Raw genomic sequence first — 23,358 nt, 5'->3', positions numbered from 1 at the left:
CTGCTGACAGGCAAGGTCCATGCGCTCGTCAAGGACCGCCACCGCAGCCGCGAGTTCATCGAATTCCTCAAGCTGCTCGATGCCGCCTATCCGGCCGGCACCGCGATCAGGTTGATCCTCGACAATCATTCCGCACACATCTCGAAAGAAACCAAAGCCTGGCTCGATAAACAACCGGTAGGCCGCTTCGAATTTACCTTCACCCCCAAACACGGCTCCTGGCTCAACCTGATCGAGGGCTTCTTCTCCAAGTTCGCCCGCTCCGTCCTGCGCCACATCCGGGTGAGTTCAAAGCACGAGCTCAGGGAACGCATCATGGCCGGCATCGACGACGTCAATAGCCACCCCGTCATCCATACCTGGTCCTACAAGCTCGCCGAGGCTTGATATGATTCGAACCAAGAAAACGCGCTACTAGACACCGCAAGGTCGCGGCAAACTTCAGCATCGCGGGCCGGAGCGTCGTCTCTGGCCCTTGCGAGGCAGCTCTACCTACCGACGCCCGCCGATCACGCCGCCGTTCGCAGGCGGCCGACTTCTCTATGACGAACTCGATCTGTCCCTCAACCACGCGGTGGCGGTTGCTCACCTGCCATGGAAGCAGTTCGTCCGAGCCATTCGACCGACTTTTATGTTGCGCCTGTCAACTTTTCGTTCGAGCAATGTTGACAATGCCCACACCAGGCTTTAAGTGGTCGGTGTCAACATTGGGCAGTAGCCCGTAACCGCAGACTGAAGAGCGCAACGAAGATTGCAAGCTCTCGGCTGGTCGCAAACCGTAACGGAGCAAAAAATGCAGTCCTTTCGATTGCTGGGAATTGGTCTCGCCTGCGCAGGTCTGGCTGCCTGCGAACAGAAGGCTGAGGCGGTGCCGCCGCCGCAGCAGGTCCGCGTCGTTGCCGCCGTCGAGGGCCAATATCAGCAGGGTGCGGAAATCACCGGCGAGGTGAAGGCGAGGGTCCAGACCGAGCTCTCCTTTCGCGTCAGCGGTCGGGTTCTCGACAGAAGGGTCGAAGTCGGATCGCACGTTCGCGCCGGCGACGTCCTGGCGCGGCTCAACGACACGGAACAACAGGCCGACGTCAGCGTCGCTCGCGCGGCACTGGCGTCGGCGCAGGCCGTCGTTGCACAGAAGACGCTGGCGTTCGAGCGAGCCAAAACGCTCCTGCAGGCGCAGGCAGTTACGCGGGCGATCTTTGATGATGCCCAAAAGGAGCTGTTGAGTGCGCAGGCCTCTCTGGAGGCGGCCGAGGCCGCGCTTGCGACGGCTAAGGACGCACTGTCCTACACCGAGCTGAAGGCGGCCGCCGACGGCGTCATCACGGCGCGCAGCATCGAAGCCGGGCAGGTGGTGTCAGCAGCGCAGTCCGCCTTCACGCTCGCCCACGACGGCCCGCGAGACGCCGTGTTCGATGTCTTCGAGGCATTCTTCCTGGATGGCCGGCCGCTGAACGACGTCGAGGTCGCACCGGTCTCGGACCCCTCGCTCGACGTCCATGCCAGCATACGCGAGGTCTCGCCCGTCATAGACGCGAAGGCAGGCACGATCCGGATCAAGGTTGGGCTCCAGGAGGCCGCGCAATGGCCTCTCGGCACGCCTGTCGTGGGCAAGCTGCGCGCCTCGCCGCGCGAGGGCATCGTGCTGCCCTACACCACAATCGCCTCCGCCGGAGGCGAACCCGCAGTGTGGCTCGTCAACACCCACAACCAATCCGTTTCGCTCCGCAAGATTTCGATCGGACGCTACCGCCAGAGCGATTTCGTCGTCACCGGCGGCGTCGCTCCACACGACCTGGTCGTCACCGAAGGCGGAAAATTCCTCAGGCAAGGCCAGGCAGTCGCCTGGGAAGGCAAGTGAGATGACCCTCAACCGAATATCTACCTCTCTTCCACTTCTTCTGTCGCTCTGCCTGCTCGCCGGTTGCGATCAAGGCTCGGTCGCAGGAGAGCAGGCGAGTGCCCGTCCTGTCAAAGTCGTCATAACCGCGGCCGAACGGGACCAGGCGGCAAGCCTGCCTGGCGTCGTGCGAGCTCGCATCGAGACCGACCTGGCCTTTCGTACGCTTGGGCGCATCGTATCGCGCAAGGTCGATGTCGGCGACCTCGTGCACAAGGGCGATGTCCTTGCGGCGATCGATCCTCTCACTCTGCAGCTCGCGGTCAAGAGCGCGGAAGCCGATCTGCGCAACGCCCAGGCGCAGTTGGAGAACGCCGCGACGACCGAAACACGCAAGCAAAAGCTTATGCAGGGAAGTGCCGCAAGCATTGCCGATCACGATCTTGCCGAACAGCAGCTCAAATCGGCTGCCGCCAATGCTGCGAAAGCGACGGCGAGCCTTGCCAAGGCGCAGGAGCAGCTAGGCTACTCCGAGCTGAGGGCCGAGTTCGATGGCGTCGTCACCGCCACGTCCGCAGAAATGGGCCAGACCGTTTCGGCCGGCCAGCCGGTTTTGACACTGGCACGCCTCGAGCAGCGCGACGTCGTCGTCGACGTTCCAGAGGCCCAGTTCAGTCACATTCACCTGGACGACCGCTTCAACGTCGCCCTTCAGCTCGACGGCAGGATTCGAGCCATTGGCGCCGTCCGCGAGATCGCGCCTCAGGCCGATCCCAATACCCGCACCTATCGGCTGAAGATCGGGATCGATCAGGCGCCGGACATCTTCCGGCTCGGCGCCGTGGTCACCGCGACGCCGCTTGGCGCAGAAAAGAAGCAGGCGATCACGCTGCCGCTCTCCGCCATCCGTCATCAAGGCGGTGCCAGCCAGGTGTGGGTGGTGGATCGATCGACAGCCCAGGTCGCCCTGAGGGTGGTTGAACTCGTTGGCCCGGCGTCCGCCCCCCGTTCCGTCCTGGTTCAATCGGGTGTGCGGGAAGGGGAAGAGGTCGTCGTCGCCGGGGTCGACGACCTTGTCGATGGACAGAAAGTGAAACTCGGACAGGAGCTACGCCCGTGAATAAATTCAACCTTTCCGACTGGGCGCTCGAGCATCGTTCTCTCGTCTGGTATTTCATGATCATGTTCGCAGTGGCCGGCGCCTTCGCCTATCTTGGCCTCGGCCGCGAGGAAGATCCATCCTTCACGATCAAGACGATGGTGATCCAGGCCCAATGGCCCGGCGCCTCCGCCCCGGAGGTGACGCAGCAGGTTACCGACCGCATCGAAAAGAAGCTGCAGGAACTAGACAACCTCGAACATACGCGCAGCATCACCACCGCCGGTCAGACGACCATCTTCGTCGACCTGCTGCCGGAGACGACCGCGCGGGACGTGAAGCCCACCTGGTCGCGGGTCCGCAACCTCATCGACGATATCAAGCACGAATTCCCCCAGGGCGTGGTCGGTCCCTTCTTCGACGACCAGTTCGGCGACGTCTATGGCAACATCTTCGCCTTTACCGGCGACGGCGGACTTAGCCAGAGGGAACTGCGCGACTTTGCCGAGAACGCCCGGACGCAGATCCTGAAGATCCCCGACGTCGGCAAGGTCGACGTGGTCGGTGCGCAGGACGAAGTGATCTACCTTGAATTCTCCACCCGCAAGATCGCTGCCCTCGGCATCGACCGCTCCGCCATCATCGCCACGCTGCAGGCGCAGAACGCCGTCACCCAATCCGGGTTTGTTGAAACAGGCCCGGAGCGGGTCGCCTTGCGGGTCGGCGGGCGGTTCATCTCCGAAGACACCTTGCGCGGGATCAATCTCAGGGTCAACGATCGCTTCTTCCCGCTGACGGACGTCGCCACGATCACTCGCGGCTACGTAGATCCGCCGACATCGCTCTTCCGCTTCAACGGGAAGCCAGCCCTCGGGCTCGCCATCGGCATGAAGACCGGTGGCAATCTGCTTGCCTTTGGCGAAACGCTCGACAAGACAATGAGCGGGATCGTTCAGAACCTTCCGGTCGGCGTCTCCGTCGAACAGGTTTCCGACCAGCCGAAAGTGGTGGACGAGGCGGTCGGAGGCTTCACCAAGGCGCTGTTCGAGGCGGTCGCGATCGTACTCGCGATCAGCTTCATCAGCCTCGGGATGAGGGCTGGCCTGGTGGTGGCGATCGCGATCCCGCTGGTTCTTGCCATCACTTTCTTGGTCATGCTCTACACCGGCATATCGCTGCAGCGCATCTCGCTCGGAGCCCTGATCATCGCGCTTGGCCTTCTCGTCGACGACGCCATGATCGCCGTCGAGATGATGGTCGCACGGCTGGAAGCGGGTGACAGTCTCAGGAAGGCCGCCACCTACGTCTTCACATCTACGGCCATGCCGATGCTGACGGGCACGCTCGTAACGGTCGCAGGCTTCATCCCGGTCGCTTTCAACAAGAGCAACGCCGGCGAGTTCACCTTCACGCTGTTTGTCGTCATTGCGGTTTCGCTCGTGGTCTCGTGGGTGGTCGCGGTTGTGTTCACCCCGCTGATCGGCGTGACCATTCTGCCCAAGACGATCAAGAAGCACGCCGAGCACAAGGGCCGATTTGCGAAGGTGTTTTCGCACCTGCTGCAGTTCTGCCTGCGCTGGCGCTGGATGACGATCGTCGCCACGGTCATTCTCTTCGCTGGATCGATCGTCGGCCTGTCGATGGTGCAGCAGCAGTTCTTCCCGAGCTCCGATCGTCCGGAACTGATCGTCGACTGGAACTTGCCACAGAACAGTTCGATCGGCGAAACGAGCCGCCAGATGGCCCAGTTCGAGCGTGAGATGCTAGCCGGCAACCAAGGCGTCGAACATTGGTCGACATATGTCGGGAGGGGTGCTCCGCGCTTCGTCCTTTCCTTCGACGTGCAGCCGGCAGAAGCCTCCTTCGGACAAACGATCATCGTCACCAAGGATCTCGAGGTTCGCGACAGGCTGAAACAGCAGATGGAAGCCTACCTTCGGAAGACTTTTCCAGGAACGGACGCCTACGTGAAGCTTCTGGACATCGGGCCTCCGGTCGGCAAGCCGATCCAGTACCGCGTATCAGGCGAAAATCTGCAGACGGTGCGCGACCTGGCGCAGAAGCTGGGGTCTATCGTCGGCACACATCCTTCCCTTACGAACCTTGCCTTCGACTGGAACGAGCCCGCCCGTGTGGTGAAGATTGACGTGCTGCAGGACAAAGCCCGACAGCTCGGGGTGTCGTCGCAGGACATCGCGACTGCGCTCAACACGGTCGTACAGGGCAATGCCGTGACGCAGGTCCGCGACGACATCTATCTGGTCGACGTCGTCGGCCGCGCTGCGGAAAAGGAGCGCGGCTCGATCGACACCCTGCTTGACCTGCAACTGCAGAGCAGCAGCGGCCAGTCCGTCCCGCTGTCGTCGGTGGCAACCTTCCATTACGAGCTTGAACAGCCGACGATCTGGCGGCGCGACAGGGTTCCGACCATCACGATCAAGGCCGGAATCGGCGATGCGACGCAGCCGGCGACCGTTGTGAAGGCGCTCTCCGACAAGGTTGCGGCCTTCGAAAAGACGATGCCGGTGGGATATTCCGTCAAGGTCGGCGGCGCGGTCGAGGAAAGTGCCAAGTCGCAGGGTCCGATCGCCAAGGTGGCACCTGCCATGTTCGTTATCATGGCGACGCTGCTGATGATCCAGCTTCAGAGTTTCCACCGGCTGCTCCTGGTCTTCTCGGTGGCGCCGCTGGCCCTCATCGGCGTCGTCGTGGCGCTCCTTGCCAGCAACTCGCCGCTAGGGTTCGTCGCACTGCTGGGCGTGCTCGCGCTCGTCGGCATCCTCATCCGCAACTCCGTAATCCTGATCGTCCAGATCGAGGAACTGCGCGCAGAGGGAATGTCGGCATGGAATGCGGTGGTGGAGGCGACCGAGCACCGCATGCGGCCGATCATGCTCACCGCCGCAGCCGCGACGCTCGCCCTGATCCCGATCTCGCGCGAGATATTCTGGGGTCCCATGGCCTACGCGATGATGGGTGGGATCGTCGTTGGTACGGCACTGACGCTTCTCTTCCTGCCAGCGCTCTACGTCGCCTGGTTCCGGATTCCTCGTGACGTCGAGCAGCATTGAGATGACAACATCGCCCTCGCTCCCTGGGCGAACCGCCCAGGGTCTCACCGGGCTTGGACGCGCCAAGACGATCGCCGCCACATATTTTTGGGCTGGCATGGGGAGAACCCTCCCGGTCCTTGTGGCTTTGTCACTCCTTGCATCGGGGTGCGCCAACCGGGTGCAGGATGTCTTTCAGCCTCTCGCCGTCGCCCCGACGAACACAAGCCGGGTCACCATGCTGGTCGCCACGACCCGCAAGCCGTCGGAGGATCCTGGCAAACTCTATACCGGCGACCGCGGAACGGCGATCTCGCTAAACAGCGTCGACGTGTCCATCCCGCCCGACCGGAACCGCAAGATCGGCGAGGTGCAGTGGCCGTCCCGCATGCCGCCCCACCCGCAAAAGGAGTTTGCAGTCGCGCAGGTCGCCAAGGTGGAATCCGAAGACAAGGCCCTGGACTGGTACAGAAGGAACCGAAACACCAAGCATCAGGTGATCATTTTCGTTCATGGTTTCAACAACACCTACGCCGACGCGGTCTTCCGCTTCGCGCAGATCGTCCATGATTCCGGAACCGACGCCGCGCCGATCCTCTTCACCTGGCCCTCGAGGGGACGTGTCTTCGACTACCTCTATGACAAGGAAAGCGCCAACTATTCGCGCCGTGCGCTGGAGGATCTGATCCTCCAGGCTGTGAAAAGTCCCGACGTCTCCGATGTGACGATCCTCGCCCATTCCATGGGTGGCTGGCTCGCGGCCGAAGCCCTGCGCGGCGTCGCCATGCGCGAAAAATCGATCCCGGCGAAGGTCAAGAACGTCATTCTGGCATCGCCGGACATCGACATCGACGTGTTTCGCCGTCAGTTCACCGAGATGGGGCCAAGGCGGCCGCACTTTGCGATCTTGACATCGACACGCGACAAGGCGCTGCAGGTCTCGAGCTGGCTGTCGGGTGGCGTCAACCGCGTCGGCGGATCCGATCTCAGACCCTACGCACCTCTTCTCGACGAACTCGGCGTTTCCGTCATCGACACGAGCGCCGTCGCCACGAACGACCCGCTCGGTCACAACGCCTTCGCCGACAGCCCCGAGATGGTGCGCCTGCTCGGGCGGCGGCTGGCCGGGCAGAGCATGGATGGCGGCAAGGCAAGCGTCGCGGACCAGGTCGGGGTGATTGCGGCAAATTTCGCAGGCTCGGCGGCGCGTTTTGCCGTTGCGGCGCCAGTCGCCGTCATCAGCCCGCAGGCGCGAGAAATCCTGAAGGAGGAGCTCTCCTCCGACGGTGCACCTATCAAGGACGGGCGAATTTCGTACTGAACCGTCACGGCCTCAACAACAGGTCAAAAGCCCCGCGCGGCAAGGACTCGATGGGATTGGCAAATGGAAGTTGGCAAGACTGCAAGAAACCAGCCGCAAGCTGAATACGTTTCCCGGATCGTCGAAGCCGGCACGGCAGCGTGCCGGCTCTACGGGCCGTCGAAAACAAATGTCGCCGATATTGCCCGGCTGCTCGAAAGGTCGCCGGCAAGCGTGTACAACTTCTTCCCCTCCAAGGCTGCGATATGGGATGCGATTGCCGGGAATTTTTTCGAGACTGATCTGCGCTTTACCACGTCTGCCGACGGCGAAGTGGCAGGCGCGGCTGATCGCCTGAAAGAAACCGCGCTCGCGCAACACCAGTTGATGTTGGAGGCACGGCACGGCGACAGCCAAATGTTCAACCTCATTGTTCTTGCTGCAGAAGGCAGTTGGCCGTCGTTCAGCCACTATCTGAAGCGTTTCCAGAGCGATGTGGGGGAGCTCATTGCCGCTGGCATCGCGACCGAAGAGTTCGCTCCGGGGAATGTTGGTGCGGCCGCTTCGTGCTTTTGCGCCTCACTCATCGCCCTATGGGACCCCAGAATTATTGCAGCACTGCCATCAAGTCACTGTGAGATATCAGCTCATGAACTCGTTTCCTTTGTTGTTGCAAGTCTCCGCTAAGTTCGCGCAGGCGGAGAACGGAGGCCGGGCAGATCCTAGCTGCGGGAATGAGGGTCGCGGCTGAGCCGGGTTACCGACGCCGGCGCACATCGGAGATCCGTCGCGCGCTCACCGCATCTCCAACGAACGCGACCGCCAGCGGGCTCGCACCCGGCATGGCCGGATTTTGGGTCCGGATACCTTGAGGACTCCGCCGACTTGGCCGACGATCGAAGCCGCGCTCGACGAGCCGAGGAAAGACGAACAGCGGTCAAAAAGTGACGCTCTGGCGGTGAGAGCCTGGCGCTGCGAAGCTAAAATATCAGATGGCGAAGATGCGCCTCGGTCTTCGCTAAGAGTTCCAATCGTCGTCTCTGAGCTCAGAGCAGAATGAAACTCGCCAAGACCAATCCGTTTGAAGTTCCAAAGCCCATCAAGGACGCATGGAGGAACAACGCATTTCTTGTGTGAACCAAAAGACCTACGAAGAGTTCTCTGGAAGCGATTGGTTCGCATCCAGGGAGATTTCCATGAAAAGACTTATCCTTTCCGGGCTGGCGTTCGCGGCAATAGCAACGGCAGCGCTCGCGCAGCAGGCTCCGGCTCCGGCAGAGCAGACAGCTCCAGCACCTACACAAGACCACGCTTCTCCGCCGCCTCGACCCGGCCACCCCGACGCCATGGATCACCCTGACGAAATGTGGCCGCGTGACCACGTGGGTCAGCCTTCAAAGGACACCAGCCGTCAGGATATGGGGATGCGTCGCCACCACTGGCCAATGTCGCTGCCATCCAAGGCCGCACATTTCCGGATCGAAGACGGCGACAAGAAGATCGACATCAAGTGCGCGAACGACGAACCGACAAAGGTTTGCGCCGACGTACTTCTTCAGCTGATCGACAAGCTCGCTACCCCTTCCGATAAGTCTGACGACGAGCAGGATTAGGCTACAGCGCTCATCGACACTGATTCCTACCACGTGTTCGGGGCTTCGAAGAAAATAAGCTCGACCGCATCAACCGCGGCCGCCGTGGCGTGGCCATTTTGTTCTTTATTTTCCGCTCATGACTAGGTCCCGTCGACAACTGCAACATCGCCGAGTTTATCAAGCTATTCAGCCAAAAGGGATCGCAGAGTTGCAGCCCTAGCCGCTCTGTCTCGTTCTTCAACATCGCCACAAATCGCTCAATGTTTTCCCATGCCAATGAGACATCAAATCAACTTGGCAGAGGCGGTGTCATTGATCTAGCTCAATGCACAATTTCGCTTGTGCGACCAAGTTCTTCGGCAGTTAGCAAGGGAGTATCGTTATGGAGTTAAGCATCGCACGGGCAGTGCCGGAGCATGCGCCGTCTCAGCAAGCCGACTTCGAGCTTACAAAGAGAGAACAAGGCGGATGGCAACTGCGCGTAATTTCGGCGAGCGGTCTGTACTGGGTACAGACTGATCACGAAGGCTGGCAGGGTAAAGAACACCTACTCAGCCTTGCGGACGCCAACACCTTTTTAAAAGCTGCTCGGAAGAACGGTTTAAAGACCGAATGTATTGGCCCGAACAGCCGGAGTTTGCTCTAGTTTCCTATGAGCCGCCGCGCTCGCTGTAAAGGCGACGCCCCCACGGCGGGCGGCGAACTCGAACTCCACTTTTGTCGGAGGATCCGTACCTATCCATTTCGCATAGGCCTCGGCGTCACGGTAGGCGATATGAACGACAGGGTGATCATCGAGGCTGCTGAACGAACTGTGCGGCCTGTACGGCCGCCTCCGGTTTGCACCGAACTTGGATGCCCACCATTGGCTCCAATTCAGCGTGTCGACCGGATGGCTTGGTGGATTGAATACCAGCGAGCCAGCCCTGAGCATATGAGGCAGCGCGCCGGGATAGTCCTTCGGATCAGGGGCGATCTGGGCGAAGGTAACGAATTTCCCCATGTCCATCATCGCATCGAACGCGCGCTTTGCCTCGGCGCTGCAAGCCGCTATCGCGTCAGTCAGGACGCACGGAGTGATCTGCCAATCCTGGCCTCTGTCACTCGCTCAACCCGCCTTCACCGGCGGGTTTTTCTTTGCCAATTCTAACTGTACTCTAGAGAATTCGGGCTATCGATAGAAGTGCGAATAGATGGTACAAATCTTAGAAGCGACGTCAATAAAATCAATGTGTTAATTGGAGGAACGGGCTATTGTTATGGCGCCGGATCAGCCGTCGACCCGCTCCGTTCAGTCGGGCGCCTTTGCCAGGTTGTGTTGGGAAGAAGATAGGCCTTGCAGGTGATCCGGCGTGATGCCGACAAGGCGGCTGCTACCGCAGTCGCATGAGGTTCCGGTCGTTGAGCTGCTTGCAGGCGGCATCGATTTCCTCGGAAATTCGCAGCGCATTCCATCCCAGCACCTTGCCGGCTAACGCCGCGATCTGGTTCAGATCTCCAATAGAGAGGGACCCTGTTATTGCAAGCGTGGTGCGGCGCATGACAACGTCTGAGAGATGCTCGACGTATTCGTTGCGCAGGATGTAGTCGATTTCGGAGAGGCTGTAGTCGGTCGAGTCCGCAAGACGGTCTTCACCGTTGCCGCAGCTGCGATGCAGCGCGATTTTCAGCCCCGTCGTTCCGTACCGGGACAGGAGCTGGTCAATACGCTCTCTGCCGATATCGCAAGCAGCGTTGGCGTTGTTCAGCCAGCTTGCCCGCGCCTCGGGCGTCGTCGGAAAACCCTTGCCGCCGCCGATTGGCATTGATCGCGTCGTCACCCTTCGGCTGCGTGCGAGGTGCTTGAGAACGCTGTCGGCCACCTCCTCGGCAAAGCCTCTGAATGTCGTCCACTTGCCGCCGATCAGCGAGATGATCGGGAATGGTCGCGAGGGGTTTGGCTCGGCGACAGGGGCGGAGTGGTCGCGGCTGATCAGGCCGGGAACGGAGGCGTTCGAGGCCGGCAAGGGCCTGATGCCACTATAGGCATAGACGATCTGATCGTGATCGAAGGCCATGCCCGGCAACAGTCCGCGCACGCTTTCGAGCAGATAGTCGATCTCCTGCGGGTCGCATTGGACCCTGTCGGGACTATCGGCAGGAATATCGGTCGAGCCGACAAGGGCAAGGCCGAGATAGCCGTAGACGAGGCAGATACGGCCGTCGTCGGCCTCGAAATAGATCATGCGGCCGGCAAGGCTTCGCACCAACTCGTCGTGCTTGAGAAGGATGTGCGATCCCTTCGTCCCGCCGATCATTTTCGACGGGGCGCCGAGCAAGGAGTTGACGTGGTCGATCCATGGGCCGGCGGCGTTGACGACAAGTGTCGGCCGAATGGAAAATTCAGCGCCGCTTTCCGCCTGGAATGTCAGGACACCGTCCGAGGATGACACCAGCTTGGTATAGTTGGCAGCGGCTGACCGGGGATTGGCTTCCAGCCCATCGGTTACCAACTCGAGGACGAGTCGTTCCGGATGGCTGATCTTGGCGTCGTAATAGGTGCCGGTGGCGACGATCGATTTTGTCAGCGCCGGCAGGTCGCGGAGCGCACGGCTGCGGCCGACCAATTTGTGGCGCGGCATGACCCTGTTGCGCGATCCGTAATAATCGTAGATCGAAAGCCCGATCTTGATCAGGATAGCGCCGCGGCTGCGTGGCGCGCTGGTCGAGCCGAATAGGGTGCGAACCGCTGCCCATATGCCCTTGGTCCAGGAAAAGATCGGAATGATCGTCGGCAGCGGGCTCACGCAATGCGGAGCGTTCTTCAAAAGCAGGTTACGCTCCAGCGTCGATTGGGCGACCAGCCCGAATTCGCCGGTTTCGAGATATTTCAGCCCACCATGGATCAGCCGCGAGGGGGCAGCACTGGTTCCGGAGGCGAAATCGCCTTTGTCGATGATCAGGCAGTCGACGCCTTGCGCCGACAGATCGCGAAACAGGCCGGCGCCGTTAATGCCGGCGCCGAGAATGACAACGTCGATTGCATCAGCCTTTGCAACAGCCGCGATACGGCCGGCGCGGTCCGTAGCCACCGCAGAGGTCATGGTAACGTCCTTACGATCCTGAGCCGTACGCCGGCCTGCTCCAGCTGCTGGGCAACGGCGTCGCCGATGCCGTCCGTGACCAGAACCGCGTCGAATGACGTCAGATCATCGAGCACATGCAGCGCCACCTTGTTGAACTTGACATGGTCGACCAGCAGGATGCGCTTGCTGGAGGCAGCCATCATCGCCTGTTTGACACGAACAACCTGTTGATCTTGGATGAAGGTCGTGATGCCTCTCACCGCCGAGGCCGAGCAGATCAGGACATCGGCGCGCAACCGGGAGATGGCGTTTTCGCACAGGATGCCGATATAGGCGTTGTAGGTGCGATGGTATTGGCCGCCGAGACAGATGAAGTCCATGCCATCGACTTTGGTCAGCAACTCCGCCGCCGACATGCTGTTGGTGACCACGGTCAGCGGCTTGACCTCGAACAGCAGCGGCACGACGGCGCTCGCCGTGGTCGAATCGTCGAGCATGATCACCTGACCGGGCTCGACATAGTCCATCGCGGCGCGGGCAAGTGCATCCTTGTCCAGGCGGCCGACGGTCATGCGGTAGCGAAATGTACTCTCATAGATGCCGGACGGCTGTACGGTGACTGCACCGTGCAGTTTGCGCAGGACGCCCTGATGGGCCAGCGCGTCGATGTGGCGGTGGATGGTCATCCGCGAGACGCCGAAATGCTCGACGAGGTCGTCGATGCGAACCTGGCCGAGCTTGATGACATAGTTGGCGATGTCCTCGCGCCGTTCGTCGGCCTTGATCACGGCGTGCCTCCATTGCCTGGGGATGAGAGGCGCTCGATCTCGGGCCATTGCGGCTTAAGAACCTCCGCAAGACGGCAGTAAAGGGCGAAGCGTTCGTCGAAGACTGCGCTGCGGGCTTGATTGGGCAGGTACTCGCGGCCCGTCGCACCCGGTGGGCGCAGAGGCTCGTCCGACATGGTAAACAGGCCGATCGCCGCGCCGGCGCAGAGCGCTGCGCCGAAGGCTGCGGCCTCGTCGGTCGAGGCAACAGTAACCGGCATGTTCAAGACATCGGCAAACATCTGCGCAAAGGCGGGGTTTCGCGAGGCGCCGCCCGTCAGCCGGACCTTGCCGAAGGCAAAACCATCGCGCAACGCGTCGACATGGGTCCGGTGGTTGAAGGCTATGCCTTCGAGCACTGCCTTTACCATATCGCCGCGATCGTGCCAGCCGTGCAATCCGATGAAGCTGCCGCTGGCGAGATTTCCGTATGGCGATCCGAAAAGATAAGGGTGAAAGAGGATGGTTGAATGTCTTTTCAGCGCCTCATCGATCTCGGCTGCCAGCATGCCATGGATCGAGCCTCCGGTTGCTGTCGCTTCGTCCTGGTCTCTCCGGCAGAACGTATCGAGGAACCAGTCGTAGTTGGCAGTAGACGCCGGTGAGATCGACATGTTGTTCCAGCGGCCCGATGCAATGGCGTTGCGGCAAAACCAGCGAGGGTCGGTCTGTGGTTCGGTCGAGACCACTTCGTTGATCGAATAGGTTCCGGCAACGATGCTGACCACGCCGTCGGTATGGCCGCCGATGCCGAGTGCCGAGGCGGTGACATCGTGCAGGCCACAGGCAACCGGCGTACCCTCGGCAAGACCGGTCAGCACGGCGGCCTCGGCCGTCACATGGCCGACAATCTCCGCCGAATTTGCAACAGGCGGCAAGACATCGAACAGTTGCTCCAACCCATAAACCTTGAGTGCATCCCGCGAATAGGTCTGGCTGCGGACATCCGTGAAGGAGGTGCTTGCCTCCGTCCGGTCGGTGCCGATGGCGCCGGTGAGGCAAAATCGCAGCCAGTCCTTGCAGGACAGGATATGGGCGATGCTGTCAAAACGCGCCGGGTCATTCTCCTTGAGCCAGGCCAACAGTGCCGATGGCGCCGAGGCATGCGGGACCTGGCCTGTCAGGCTCAGGGCCTCGTCGAAAACTTGACTTGCCGACCATCGGTCGACAATCGGGCCGGCGCGACTGTCGAGCGACAAAATGCCGGGGCCAAGCGGTTGCCGGTCCCTATCGAGCAGATAGAGCCCATCGCCATGTGCGGTTGCCGCCAGCGCCATTATATCGCCGGCGGGCCTGCCGCTTTGCGCGATAGCTTCGCTGATCGCCTCGGCCGTCGCCCGCCAGAGCCCCGCCATGTCGCGCTCGACCCAACGCGCCCTCGGCATCGATTGCGGCACGCGCCGCCGGGCGACCGAAAGCTGGGTGCCGTCGGTATCGAAGATTACCGCCTTCGTCACCGTCAGGCCGTTGTCGATCCCTAGCAGGCTGGGCATGGCTGTCTCTTCGTTCGTTCTCTCGCTGCAAATAGAACATACAAATATGATAAGTTAACGTCAACTGATGTTATATTTTGAAAATGCATGCGTGCCTACGGTCGCCTGTGCCGAGACAGGGCCTACACACTTACCCGGCTCGGCGGCGGGCGCTATCTGGCTTCGGGGTCGTATTTTTGAATAGCGGCCGCGTGGCTGACGCCACGGGTCGGCGCTACTACGACGTTGATGCCCTTGTCGCGCATCCGGGCGAGGTGGACCGGCGGCGTCCCGTCGTCGACAATGACGATGTCGAAGCTGGAAAGCGGCGAGAAGGCGTGCAGTGCGCGGCGGTCAAATTTGGTGTGATCGGCCAGCAGGATGCGGGTCGAGGCTGAATCGAACATCGCCCGCTTGGTGTCGACCATCTCCAGAAACTGATGAAAGACGATGTCATCGGTGATGGCCGACATCGACATGAACAGCGTGTCGGCGCGAAGTTGCGAAATTTCGTGCGTCGTCATGCGGCCCATGAAGGCGTTGCACCAATTGTAGTACTGCCCGCCGAGGCCGAGGAGCGTCAGGTCACGCACGCCCTTGAGTTCGTTCATCAGGATCAGGGAATTGGTGATGACGGTCAGCGGCACCGCGGATGGAAGGAAGCGCGCCATCTGCAGCACGGTCGTCGAATCGTCGAAAAAGATTGCCTGGCCAGGCTCAACGAAGCGCATCGCCGCCAGCGCCAGCGCCTTCTTTTCCGCCGATTGGCGACTGGAGCGATAGACGTCACTCGATTCGATCAGGCTGGTTGGCGCAGCCGAGGCGATGCCGCGGGTCTTGCGAAGAATGCCGCGGCTGACCAGCTCGTCGAGGTCGCGATGGGCGGTCATCAGGCTTATTCCGAAGCGATCGGTCAGATCCTCGATCCGCACCGATCCCTCTGCCATGACGATTTCGGTGATCGACTGCCGTCGCGCGAGCTGGCGGGCCAGTCTCGTGTCGCTGGATATCTGGGTTTTCGTCGACTGACCGTCAGCCGGCTCGTCGACATCCTTGGAAGCCGTCATCGTGCGTCCGCGTTGGAAGCGTTGGTCGGGTTCGTCACCTCGAGGCCGGTGGCCGCCATTTCCGCTGCATCGGCCAGCAATGTCGAATAGGACATATATCTGTTCACGTTCGGCCGGACCTCCCTGGTGAGCTCGACGTCAAGCTGGGTTCAATCTTCCATTCTTGTACTTGAAGCTGGTGTCGCCACAACTGGAAATGCGCCGCGCAGAACAGGTTATCCCCGTACTCGGTTTGATCTGGCAACAGAGATCGCAAGGGGAGCGTCCAGGCGGTCGCTCCCCTCTTTTCCTTTACTGCGAGAGCGTGAACGGAGCCGTGTATTTTGCCACATTGTCCTTCGTGATCAGCAGGCAATCGAACAGCTGCTTTTCAGCCGGCGCGTCGATCTTTCCGCTCTTCAGGAACTGGTCTGCTTGATCCACGGCCTTGGCGGAGAAGACGGCAACCGGTTGCAGCACGGTGTACTGCAGTTCACCTGCCTTGATGGCGGCAACCGCATCGGGGGACCCGTCGAAGCCGCCAACCTTGATGCCCGAGAGCTTGCCGGACTCTTTGAGCGCAGCAATCGCGCCAAGCGCCATTTCGTCATTGCCGCTAATGACGCCGGTGACATTGGGATGCGCCTGGAGAAGGCTCTGCATCTTGTCATGGCCCTGAGTGCGATCCCAGTTGGCAACATCCGAGCCGGATTTTTCAAGGTCGGAATACTGGCTGAGCACGGTCTCGTAACCATTCGAGCGTGTCGCGGCATTGTTGTCGGAAGGGGCGCCGAGAAGCTCGACATACTTGCCCTTTTCGCCAACCTGCTTCACCCATTCCTGGGCGCCGAGTGCAGCACCCTGAGCGTTGTTGGACACGAGCTGCGCCTTTGCGAGGCCAGCCTGGTTGATTTCGGCGTTCACGAGAAAGACCGGAATGTTTGCCGAGATCGCCTTCTTCACAGCGCCGATCGAGCCGCTGGCGTTTGCCGGGTCGAGGATGATCGCAACCGACTTATTGGTGATTGCCGTGTCGATCAGGTTGCTTTCGGTATTGGTGTCGCCCTTGTGCGCGCCGACGTTTGCGTCATAGCCAAGCTTCTTGGCTTCAGCGGCGGCAACGTTGCCCTCGGTGAGCCAATAGGGATTGGCCGGATCGTTGACGATGATCGAGATCAGGCCGGCGGCAGATGCCGAAGTGACTGACCCCCCCAGGATAGGCGCCGACAGCACGATCGCCGACAGCAGCAGAACTTTCGTTCTCTTAAACATTGAAACTTTCCTCCATTTGTTGACCGTAGTGCCGGTTCCCCGGACTTCTTCTCTTGAGCGGGCTAAGCCTTTCACGCTTTACCTCCCAGTTGCGGAGAAGTGGATTGGCCGTCGGTCGAGGCTGGCTTCTTGACGCGGCGGCGATACTGAACGGCATTGAGCAACACGGCGAGCACGATGACCGCGCCGGTGAAAACCGTCTGCCAGTAGGACGAGATACCGATGATCACCAGACCATCGGACAGGAAGCCGATAACGAAAGCTCCAAGCAGCGTGCCGCGGATATTGCCGCGACCGCCGGTCAGCGCCGCTCCGCCGATAACGACTGCGGCGATTGCAGTCAGCTCGTAAGAGGTGCCCGCGGTCGGCCCCGCCGACGTCAGCTGGGAGGAGAGGATCAATCCTGCAATGGCGGCACAAATGCCGGAAAGCACGTAGACGGTGATCTGCACCGTCTTGACCGGCACGCCCGATAGTTCAGCCGCACGCTCATTGCCGCCCGACGCGTAGAGCCACCGGCCAAAGGCAGAGCGATTGAGCATGAGACTGGCGAGGAAGGCGATGACGATCAGAACCAGAACGCCGAGCGGAACGCCGAACAGCCGGTTGAAGCCCAGCCAGTCAAAGCCGGTATTTCCGAGTTCCGGCTTGCCGCCGAGGTTGTTGTAGGTGAGGCCGTTCGTCATAAGAAGAGCTACGCCGCGCACCATGTACATGACGCCGAGCGTGGCGACAAAGGCGGGCACCTTGAAGCGCGCGATCAGGACGCCATTGATCAATCCGACCAAAGCACCAAGCGCACAGGCCAGCAGCGCGACAACCCAGACCGGTGGATAGAGGATGACACCGAGCAGTTTCAGCGTCACGCCCTGCATGAGGAACCCTGCGACGCAGCCCGAAAGTCCGAGCGTCGAACCGACGGAAAGATCGATGCCGCCATTGAGAATGACCAGCAGCATCCCGACCGCGAGAATACCGAAGATGGCGACATGCGAGGACATGGTCAGAAAGTTCGCCGTCGAGAAGTAATAGGGCGACAGGAACGAAAACACCGCGATGATAACGATCAACGCGAAAAATGCGCGGCCCTCGAGCAGCAGCCTGGTAAGATCGATGCCGCCACCGGACCGGGCCGGGCGCATGGCTTTGAGAGAGGGACCAGCTTCGGTCATGGTCAGGGCTCCGTTCTTCTTATGCATGCTCGACTACCGCTTCACCCGAGGCCGCCATGATCTGCTCTTTCGTGGCATCCGATCCAAACTGCGCGGATATCCTGCCCTTGCGCATCACGATGATCCGATGTGCGATGCTGAGGCACTCGGAAACCTCGGAAGTCGAAAATACGACGGCAAGGCCCTGCGCGGCGCGCTCGGCCAGCAGGCGGAATACCTCGGCCTTGGCGCCGACGTCGATGCCGCGGCTGGGTTCGTCGAGAAGGACGGCCCTTGGACGGGTTGCCAGGATCTTGCCGATGACGACCTTCTGCTGGTTCCCGCCGGAGAGCGAGCCGATCGCAGCGTCCCCACCCGACGCCTTGATGCGCACATTCCGTATCGACTGATCGATCAGGGCGTCTTCGCGCGAAGACGAGAGCAACATTGCCTTGACGAAGGTGGCGATGCTGGCAAGCGACAGATTGGCGCCGACCGACATCGTTTGGACGAGCCCATCGCGCTGGCGGTCCTCAGGAACCAACGCAAGCCCCCGCTCTATGCGATCGGCGATGCTCAGCCGCGAAACATCGGTGCCTTCAAGGACGATCCGGCCGCCGGTCATTGGTAAGCGGCCAGCGACGCATTCGAGCAGCTCGGTGCGTCCGGCGCCCATCAGTCCATAGATGCAGACGATCTCACCGGCCCTGACATCAAGCGACAGCCGGTCGACGACCGAATATCCGGATCCGGAGGCATCGGCGACGCTGACACCATTGATCGAAAGCGCGACCTCGCCGAATTCGTACCCGGCCGGCGGTGAACCAAGGTCGAAGTTCTCGCCGACCATGTTGCGGACGATCCATTCGAGATCGATGTCCTTTGCCTCTGCCGTCGCCGTCATCGTGCCGTCGCGCAGCACGACCGCATAGTCGGTGATCTGCAGTGCTTCTTCGAGGTGATGGGAAATATAGACGATCGAGACGCCGCGCGCCTTAAGGTCGCGGATCACCTTGAACAGGACGTCTACTTCCGTGGCGCTCAGCGCCGAGGTTGGCTCGTCCATGATCAGGATGCGGGAATCGACCGACAGCGCGCGCGCAATCTCGACGATCTGCTGCTGTCCGAGGCGCAGCTCCTCCACGCGGGTGAGGGGGTCGATGTCCTCGTTGAGATCGGCCATCAGCTTTCGCACCTGGCGCGCCTCTTCGGCAAAGTCGACGCCCGTTGGCGTCAACAGCTCCCGTCCCATGAAGATATTGTCGCGGACACTGAGGTTGGGAGCGAGGCTCAATTCCTGGTGAATGATGGAGATGCCGCGGTCACGCGCATCGGTCGAGGAGTGGAAGGTGACATGTGCGCCATCGAGGATGATGTCGCCCGAGGTCGGCGTCACGACCCCGGAGAGAATTTTCATCAGCGTCGACTTCCCCGCGCCGTTCTCTCCGAAGAGCGTGGTGACCTTGCCGCGATGGATGTCAAAATTCACGCCTTTCAGCGCATGGATATTGCCGTAGGACTTGGCGACGTTGCGTGCCGCGAGCACCACGTTGTCGCGTACTACTGTTAAAGGGGACGCGACGCTCATTGGACATCCAGCCTGACTGGAGTGACAAGCCAGCTGTTGGGATTGATCAGCTGGAACACACCCACGACCGACAGGGTCTTGCCAGTGAGATTGGCATTGTCGATCTTCGACAGAACCTGCGCCTTCATCTCCTTGTTCAGGGCCGATCCGGCATTCTGATAGTCGATCTGGTTGGTGAATTGCTCGAAGGTGATGGTGCCGGTTGCATCACGCAGATCGGTCCCGTTGATCGCAGGTCCCGTCTGCACCCGAATAGACAGCGTGCTCGCAAGCCCTGGAACGGTCACGCTATAGACCCCTGATTTGCCGGCACCGGCGACACCGGCGAACGTGACGGACATTTCCGGGCCGATGCCGCCGGGAACACCGTATTTCTTTGTCGCCGCGTCCTTGTCCGTTGCAATCGCCTTTGCCAATTCATCGGCGCCGACAGCGCGTGCTGCGATGGCTGCCTGCACCTTTGGAAATTCGGATGTGCCGTAGGCCTCCGGCGAGAAGACGTTCGGCTGCACGTCCGAGGCCGAGCCGATCTTCACCACCTTCGTATCGATCGCCATCGCTGCGAGCACGATAACGGCAGCGACTGAGGCGATGACAACGCGACGATTGCGTTTCGGTCCGGTGTTTATGGGGGCACCAACCAGATTGCTCATGGTGCGACGACCTTTGTTTTGACGGTTGGGAAATATGAGGCGCATGCGGCATCGACGCCGCGGCAGCAGGCTCGGTGCTGTCGCACTCGGGGCACTGGAAATCGAGCAAAATCAACAGCTGCTTCTTGCATGATGCCCCTCCTCCAAGCGGCCGGCTTTGTTCGAGGCGAGGATCGACGCCTCACCTTGTGATCACCGCTAAACCTGATTTCCTCAAATCAGATACACGACTGTGGTATATTTATGTTATCAAGTTCCTCGAATATGTGATATGTCCGACGCCTTGTCAATCAGCGGCGAGACATCAGAACGTTTAAAATGTGCTTCGCTTCAGGCCGCTGCCTATGCGAGCAGATCGTTGCGATCGTTCCGTGGTATATGACCAGGTTGGTCGCAACCGCCGAGGAATGCCAAAAAATGACGCAGACTGCGAAAATGCCAGGCATTTCAATGCTAAATTTGCCCAGTCGGCCGACTTTCGGGGCAAGGAGGGGCGGTTGCGGCGGACGGGTGCTCAGGTTGCCGTTGATAAAAGGCAGTGTCGCGAGGCTTCTGGCAGAAATTGTTCAGCGGCGTATTTCGCCGGCCTTGGCAAAATGTGATATTCTTGACATATGTTATGAATGCGTGCAAAAAATTACGACAACCAATAATAATTTCATCGGCCGCATTCGGCGTTGGGGAGGCGACATGGCGCGATTTGTAGACAAGCGCGACGGCGATGACAGTCTCGCGGTGCGTGCGGCCTGGCTTCACTATGCCGCGGGTCTGACCCAGTCCGAGGTTGCGAACCGGCTGGGAATAACGACCGTCAAGGCGCACAGGCTGATCGCGCGCGCCAACCAGAACGGTGCGGTGAAGGTCACGATCGAAGGTGATATCGCCGAGTGCGTGATGCTTGAGAGGCAATTGGAGGCGCGCTACGGCCTCGAATATTCGGAGGTGGTGCCTGACCTGCACGAACAGGGCTTGCCGCTGAAGGCGCTTGGAATGGCGGGCGGTGGTTTTCTGCAGCGCGAGATAGAGAATTTTCGCGGAGGCGTCATCGGCATTGGTCACGGCCGCACGCTTGCGGCGGCAGTGAACGAGATGGCCCGCATGGATGCTGCCCGCGTGCGGTTTGTCTCGTTGCTCGGAGGCGTGACGCGAAACTACGCGGCCAATCCGCATGACGTCATGCACCGCCTGACGGAAAAGACGGGCGCGGCCGCCTTCGTCCTGCCAGTTCCGGTGTTTGCCAATTCGGTCGAGGACCGCGAGGTGCTTCTGGCCCAGCGCGGCGTCGGCGAGGTTTTCGACCTTGCGGCCCGGGCAGATCCGATGATCGTCGGTATCGGCACGGCAGAACCGGATGCGCAGCTTGTGGCGTCGCATATGATCGAGCCTGCAGAAATTCGGGAAGTGCGGGACCTCGGCGGCGTCGGAGAGATGCTCGGCTACTTCTTCGACAGTGCGGGTAAGCGGATCGAAACCTCGCTGTCGGCACGCACCCTGTCGCCGGGGCTCGACGGCATGAGGGGACGCAGGACCGTTGCCATTGCAGGCGGAATTCAGAAGATCGCGGCGATCAGGGCTCTTCTGAAAAGCGGCTTTCTGCGCGGGCTGATCACCGACGAGCGCACGGCGCAAGCCCTCGTTAACGAGGACTTGGAGTGGGTCCGGGAATAATGGAGGATGCGTTGGCGAACCTGACGAAAATAGCACGATCGCAGGCCCTGGTCGGTGTACTTGCCAGCGGTGCCGCCGTCGATCGCGCCGAGGCACCGGAGCACGCGTCCAATGGCTGAGCCCCGGCGGGATATCCTGATCGGTATTGATGCCGGTACTTCGATGATCAAGGCTGTCGCCTTCGATCTCGCAGGCCGACAGATCGCGGCGGCGTCGGTTCAGAACCGATATGTTACCCAGGCCGATGGCGCAGCACTCCAGTCGTTGCCGCAGACCTGGGCCGATTGCGCCCGTACGTTGCAAGAACTCGCTACCAAGGTCGAGGGGCTGGCGCGGCGAACGGTGGCAATCGCCGTGACTGGGCAGGGCGACGGCACCTGGCTGGTGGGCGCCCGCGACGAGCCGGTTGGCGATGCGTGGCTTTGGCTCGATGCGCGTGCCGCGCAAGCGGTTAGACGTTTGAGGGCGCTGCCGGACGAACGTGCCCGCTTCGAAGCGACCGGCACCGGCTTGACTGCCTGCCAGCAGGGAGCACAGTTGGCCGAGATGGTGGCAACGATGCCGGAGGTGCTCGATCGCGCCGAAGTCGCGCTGCATTGCAAGGACTGGCTCTATCTGAATTTGACGGGCGTGCGGGCGACGGACCCCTCGGAGGCAAGTTTCACCTTCGGCAATTTTCGTACCCGCGAGTACGACGACACGGTGATTGAAGCTTTGGGCCTTGGCACGCGGCGCCACCTGCTGCCGCCGATCGTCGACGGCACTCAGGTAACGCATCCCCTGTCTGAGGCCGCCGCTGCAGCAACCGGTCTTTTGGCGGGCACGCCGGTAACGCTCGGCTTTGTCGATTTTGCTTGCACGGCCTTGGGAGCGGGCGTCCACACTCCCGGCGTCTCGGCGGCATGTTCGATCATCGGATCGACCGGCATGCATATGCGCGCGACGGATATTGCCGGCGTCCGCCTGAACGCGGAGGGTACCGGCTATGTGTTGGCGCTGCCCATCCCCGGCTTGGTTGGGCAACTGCAGTCGAACATGGCGGCGACTTTGAACATCGACTGGGTCCTGCGGGTGGCCGGCGATCTGATGGCGGAGATGGGGCACGCGGTGACCCAATCCGAACTCGTGGCGCGGATCGAGCCCTGGCTTGCAGCCAGCAGTCCGGGCGCCTTGCTCTATCACCCCTATATCTCGGAGGCCGGAGAGCGCGGGCCATTCGTCAATGCCAATGCACGCGCAGGGTTTGTTGGGCTAACCGGCGGGCATCGGTTTCCCGACCTCCTGCGCGCCGTGATTGAGGGGTTGGGGATGGCGACGCGGGATTGCTATGCCGCAATGGGCGTGATGCCGGACGAGCTGCGATTGACCGGTGGCGCCGCGCGATCGCCGGCACTGCGCCAGATTGTTGCAGCGTCCGTTGGCGCTCCCGTGCGGATTTCACGGCGTGAGGAAGCCGGTGCGGCAGGTGCGGCAATGATGGCCGCGGTTGCTGTGGGTGCCTTTGCCGATATGGAAGCCTGCATCGCAGGGTGGGTTACGCCGTTGCTTGGTGCGCTCGAGCCGCCTGATGCCGCGCTGGTACAGACCTATGGCAAGACGTTCCCCGCCTATCGCACCGCGCGGCGCGCGCTCGAGCCGATTTGGGACTTGATGGCAGGACAGGGATGAGCCGAGTGAATAGCGATGCAAGCCTGATCGACAAGCGTTCTCGTCTAGTTCGAGACACTGCACGGGC

General features: G+C 61.1%; 18 protein-coding genes. 9 read left to right on the top strand and 9 right to left on the bottom strand.

Annotated features, from left to right (window positions below):
• The 7 genes from AB4Z52_RS31410 to AB4Z52_RS31380 form a co-directional block, all read left to right on the top strand.
• Window positions 1-387: IS630 family transposase (locus AB4Z52_RS31410; protein WP_442221782.1), on the top strand; the 387-nt coding region annotated here is incomplete at its 5' end.
• Window positions 388-793: 406 nt separating this feature from the next.
• A complete protein-coding gene (locus AB4Z52_RS31405) occupies window positions 794-1,858 on the top strand; it encodes an efflux RND transporter periplasmic adaptor subunit (RefSeq protein WP_442221781.1) in 1,065 nt (354 codons plus the stop codon).
• A gap of 1 nt (window position 1,859) precedes the next feature.
• Complete coding sequence (locus tag AB4Z52_RS31400) at window positions 1,860-2,957, top strand: efflux RND transporter periplasmic adaptor subunit (protein ID WP_442221780.1); 1,098 nt, start codon at window positions 1,860-1,862, stop codon at window positions 2,955-2,957.
• Complete coding sequence (locus tag AB4Z52_RS31395) at window positions 2,954-6,007, top strand: efflux RND transporter permease subunit (RefSeq protein ID WP_442221779.1); 3,054 nt, start codon at window positions 2,954-2,956, stop codon at window positions 6,005-6,007. The genes AB4Z52_RS31400 and AB4Z52_RS31395 overlap by 4 nt, the downstream gene beginning before the upstream one ends.
• A gap of 1 nt (window position 6,008) precedes the next feature.
• A complete protein-coding gene (locus AB4Z52_RS31390; protein ID WP_442221778.1) occupies window positions 6,009-7,307 on the top strand; it encodes an alpha/beta hydrolase in 1,299 nt (432 codons plus the stop codon).
• Between the two features lie 63 nt (window positions 7,308-7,370).
• Entirely contained in the window at window positions 7,371-7,973 is a 603-nt protein-coding gene (locus AB4Z52_RS31385) for a TetR family transcriptional regulator (RefSeq protein ID WP_442221777.1), read from the top strand.
• Between the two features lie 509 nt (window positions 7,974-8,482).
• Complete coding sequence (locus tag AB4Z52_RS31380) at window positions 8,483-8,899, top strand: hypothetical protein (RefSeq protein WP_442221776.1); 417 nt, start codon at window positions 8,483-8,485, stop codon at window positions 8,897-8,899.
• A gap of 583 nt (window positions 8,900-9,482) precedes the next feature.
• Here AB4Z52_RS31380 and AB4Z52_RS31375 read toward each other — a convergent pair.
• The 9 genes from AB4Z52_RS31375 to AB4Z52_RS31335 all read right to left on the bottom strand — a co-directional run bounded on the left by AB4Z52_RS31375 (window position 9,483) and on the right by AB4Z52_RS31335 (window position 19,955).
• A complete protein-coding gene (locus AB4Z52_RS31375; RefSeq protein WP_442221775.1) occupies window positions 9,483-9,884 on the bottom strand; it encodes an SUMF1/EgtB/PvdO family nonheme iron enzyme in 402 nt (133 codons plus the stop codon).
• A gap of 370 nt (window positions 9,885-10,254) precedes the next feature.
• The gene (locus AB4Z52_RS31370) at window positions 10,255-11,964 is read right to left on the bottom strand and encodes a glycerol-3-phosphate dehydrogenase/oxidase (RefSeq protein ID WP_442221774.1); all 1,710 of its coding nucleotides are present in this window, start codon (window positions 11,962-11,964) and stop codon (window positions 10,255-10,257) included.
• On the bottom strand, window positions 11,961-12,734 hold the full coding sequence (locus AB4Z52_RS31365; RefSeq protein WP_442221773.1) for a DeoR/GlpR family DNA-binding transcription regulator: 774 nt from the start codon (window positions 12,732-12,734) through the stop codon (window positions 11,961-11,963). The genes AB4Z52_RS31370 and AB4Z52_RS31365 overlap by 4 nt, the downstream gene beginning before the upstream one ends.
• Complete coding sequence (locus tag AB4Z52_RS31360; protein ID WP_442221772.1) at window positions 12,731-14,266, bottom strand: FGGY-family carbohydrate kinase; 1,536 nt, start codon at window positions 14,264-14,266, stop codon at window positions 12,731-12,733. Before AB4Z52_RS31360 ends, AB4Z52_RS31365 begins: the two co-directional genes overlap by 4 nt.
• 152 nt (window positions 14,267-14,418) lie before the next feature.
• Window positions 14,419-15,312: a DeoR/GlpR family DNA-binding transcription regulator gene (locus AB4Z52_RS31355; protein WP_442221771.1), complete on the bottom strand. Its 894-nt coding sequence runs from the start codon at window positions 15,310-15,312 to the stop codon at window positions 14,419-14,421.
• Window positions 15,313-15,603: 291 nt separating this feature from the next.
• Entirely contained in the window at window positions 15,604-16,563 is a 960-nt protein-coding gene (locus tag AB4Z52_RS31350; RefSeq protein WP_442221770.1) for a D-ribose ABC transporter substrate-binding protein, read from the bottom strand.
• 71 nt (window positions 16,564-16,634) lie between these two features.
• The gene (locus AB4Z52_RS31345; RefSeq protein ID WP_442221769.1) at window positions 16,635-17,735 is read right to left on the bottom strand and encodes an ABC transporter permease; all 1,101 of its coding nucleotides are present in this window, start codon (window positions 17,733-17,735) and stop codon (window positions 16,635-16,637) included.
• A gap of 19 nt (window positions 17,736-17,754) precedes the next feature.
• Window positions 17,755-19,302, bottom strand: coding sequence for a sugar ABC transporter ATP-binding protein (locus AB4Z52_RS31340; RefSeq protein ID WP_442221768.1), 1,548 nt, complete (start codon window positions 19,300-19,302; stop codon window positions 17,755-17,757).
• On the bottom strand, window positions 19,299-19,955 hold the full coding sequence (locus AB4Z52_RS31335) for a DUF2291 family protein (protein WP_442221767.1): 657 nt from the start codon (window positions 19,953-19,955) through the stop codon (window positions 19,299-19,301). The genes AB4Z52_RS31340 and AB4Z52_RS31335 overlap by 4 nt, the downstream gene beginning before the upstream one ends.
• 690 nt (window positions 19,956-20,645) lie before the next feature.
• Here AB4Z52_RS31335 and AB4Z52_RS31330 point away from each other — a divergent pair.
• Complete coding sequence (locus AB4Z52_RS31330) at window positions 20,646-21,623, top strand: sugar-binding transcriptional regulator (protein ID WP_442221766.1); 978 nt, start codon at window positions 20,646-20,648, stop codon at window positions 21,621-21,623.
• 111 nt (window positions 21,624-21,734) lie between these two features.
• Window positions 21,735-23,291: an FGGY-family carbohydrate kinase gene (locus AB4Z52_RS31325; RefSeq protein ID WP_442221765.1), complete on the top strand. Its 1,557-nt coding sequence runs from the start codon at window positions 21,735-21,737 to the stop codon at window positions 23,289-23,291.
• The last annotated feature ends 67 nt before the right edge of the window (window positions 23,292-23,358 follow it).

This window comes from Rhizobium sp. 2YAF20 (assembly GCF_052114685.1).
Classification (GTDB): Bacteria; Pseudomonadota; Alphaproteobacteria; order Rhizobiales; family Rhizobiaceae; genus Rhizobium.
The sequence above is the reverse complement of the archived record's forward strand: the minus strand, read 5'-3'. Positions and strand labels throughout refer to the sequence as shown.

Coding starts and splice junctions, on each gene's coding strand:
- AB4Z52_RS31405 (WP_442221781.1), top strand. CDS start 794: ATGCAGTCCTTTCGATTGCTGGGAATTGGTCTCGCCTGCGCAGGTCTG.
- AB4Z52_RS31400 (WP_442221780.1), top strand. CDS start 1,860: ATGACCCTCAACCGAATATCTACCTCTCTTCCACTTCTTCTGTCGCTC.
- AB4Z52_RS31390 (WP_442221778.1), top strand. CDS start 6,009: ATGACAACATCGCCCTCGCTCCCTGGGCGAACCGCCCAGGGTCTCACC.
- AB4Z52_RS31385 (WP_442221777.1), top strand. CDS start 7,371: ATGGAAGTTGGCAAGACTGCAAGAAACCAGCCGCAAGCTGAATACGTT.
- AB4Z52_RS31380 (WP_442221776.1), top strand. CDS start 8,483: ATGAAAAGACTTATCCTTTCCGGGCTGGCGTTCGCGGCAATAGCAACG.
- AB4Z52_RS31375 (WP_442221775.1), bottom strand. CDS start 9,884: ATGGGGAAATTCGTTACCTTCGCCCAGATCGCCCCTGATCCGAAGGAC.
- AB4Z52_RS31370 (WP_442221774.1), bottom strand. CDS start 11,964: ATGACCTCTGCGGTGGCTACGGACCGCGCCGGCCGTATCGCGGCTGTT.
- AB4Z52_RS31360 (WP_442221772.1), bottom strand. CDS start 14,266: ATGCCCAGCCTGCTAGGGATCGACAACGGCCTGACGGTGACGAAGGCG.
- AB4Z52_RS31355 (WP_442221771.1), bottom strand. CDS start 15,312: ATGACGGCTTCCAAGGATGTCGACGAGCCGGCTGACGGTCAGTCGACG.
- AB4Z52_RS31350 (WP_442221770.1), bottom strand. CDS start 16,563: ATGTTTAAGAGAACGAAAGTTCTGCTGCTGTCGGCGATCGTGCTGTCG.
- AB4Z52_RS31345 (WP_442221769.1), bottom strand. CDS start 17,735: ATGACCGAAGCTGGTCCCTCTCTCAAAGCCATGCGCCCGGCCCGGTCC.
- AB4Z52_RS31340 (WP_442221768.1), bottom strand. CDS start 19,302: ATGAGCGTCGCGTCCCCTTTAACAGTAGTACGCGACAACGTGGTGCTC.
- AB4Z52_RS31335 (WP_442221767.1), bottom strand. CDS start 19,955: ATGAGCAATCTGGTTGGTGCCCCCATAAACACCGGACCGAAACGCAAT.
- AB4Z52_RS31330 (WP_442221766.1), top strand. CDS start 20,646: ATGGCGCGATTTGTAGACAAGCGCGACGGCGATGACAGTCTCGCGGTG.
- AB4Z52_RS31325 (WP_442221765.1), top strand. CDS start 21,735: ATGGCTGAGCCCCGGCGGGATATCCTGATCGGTATTGATGCCGGTACT.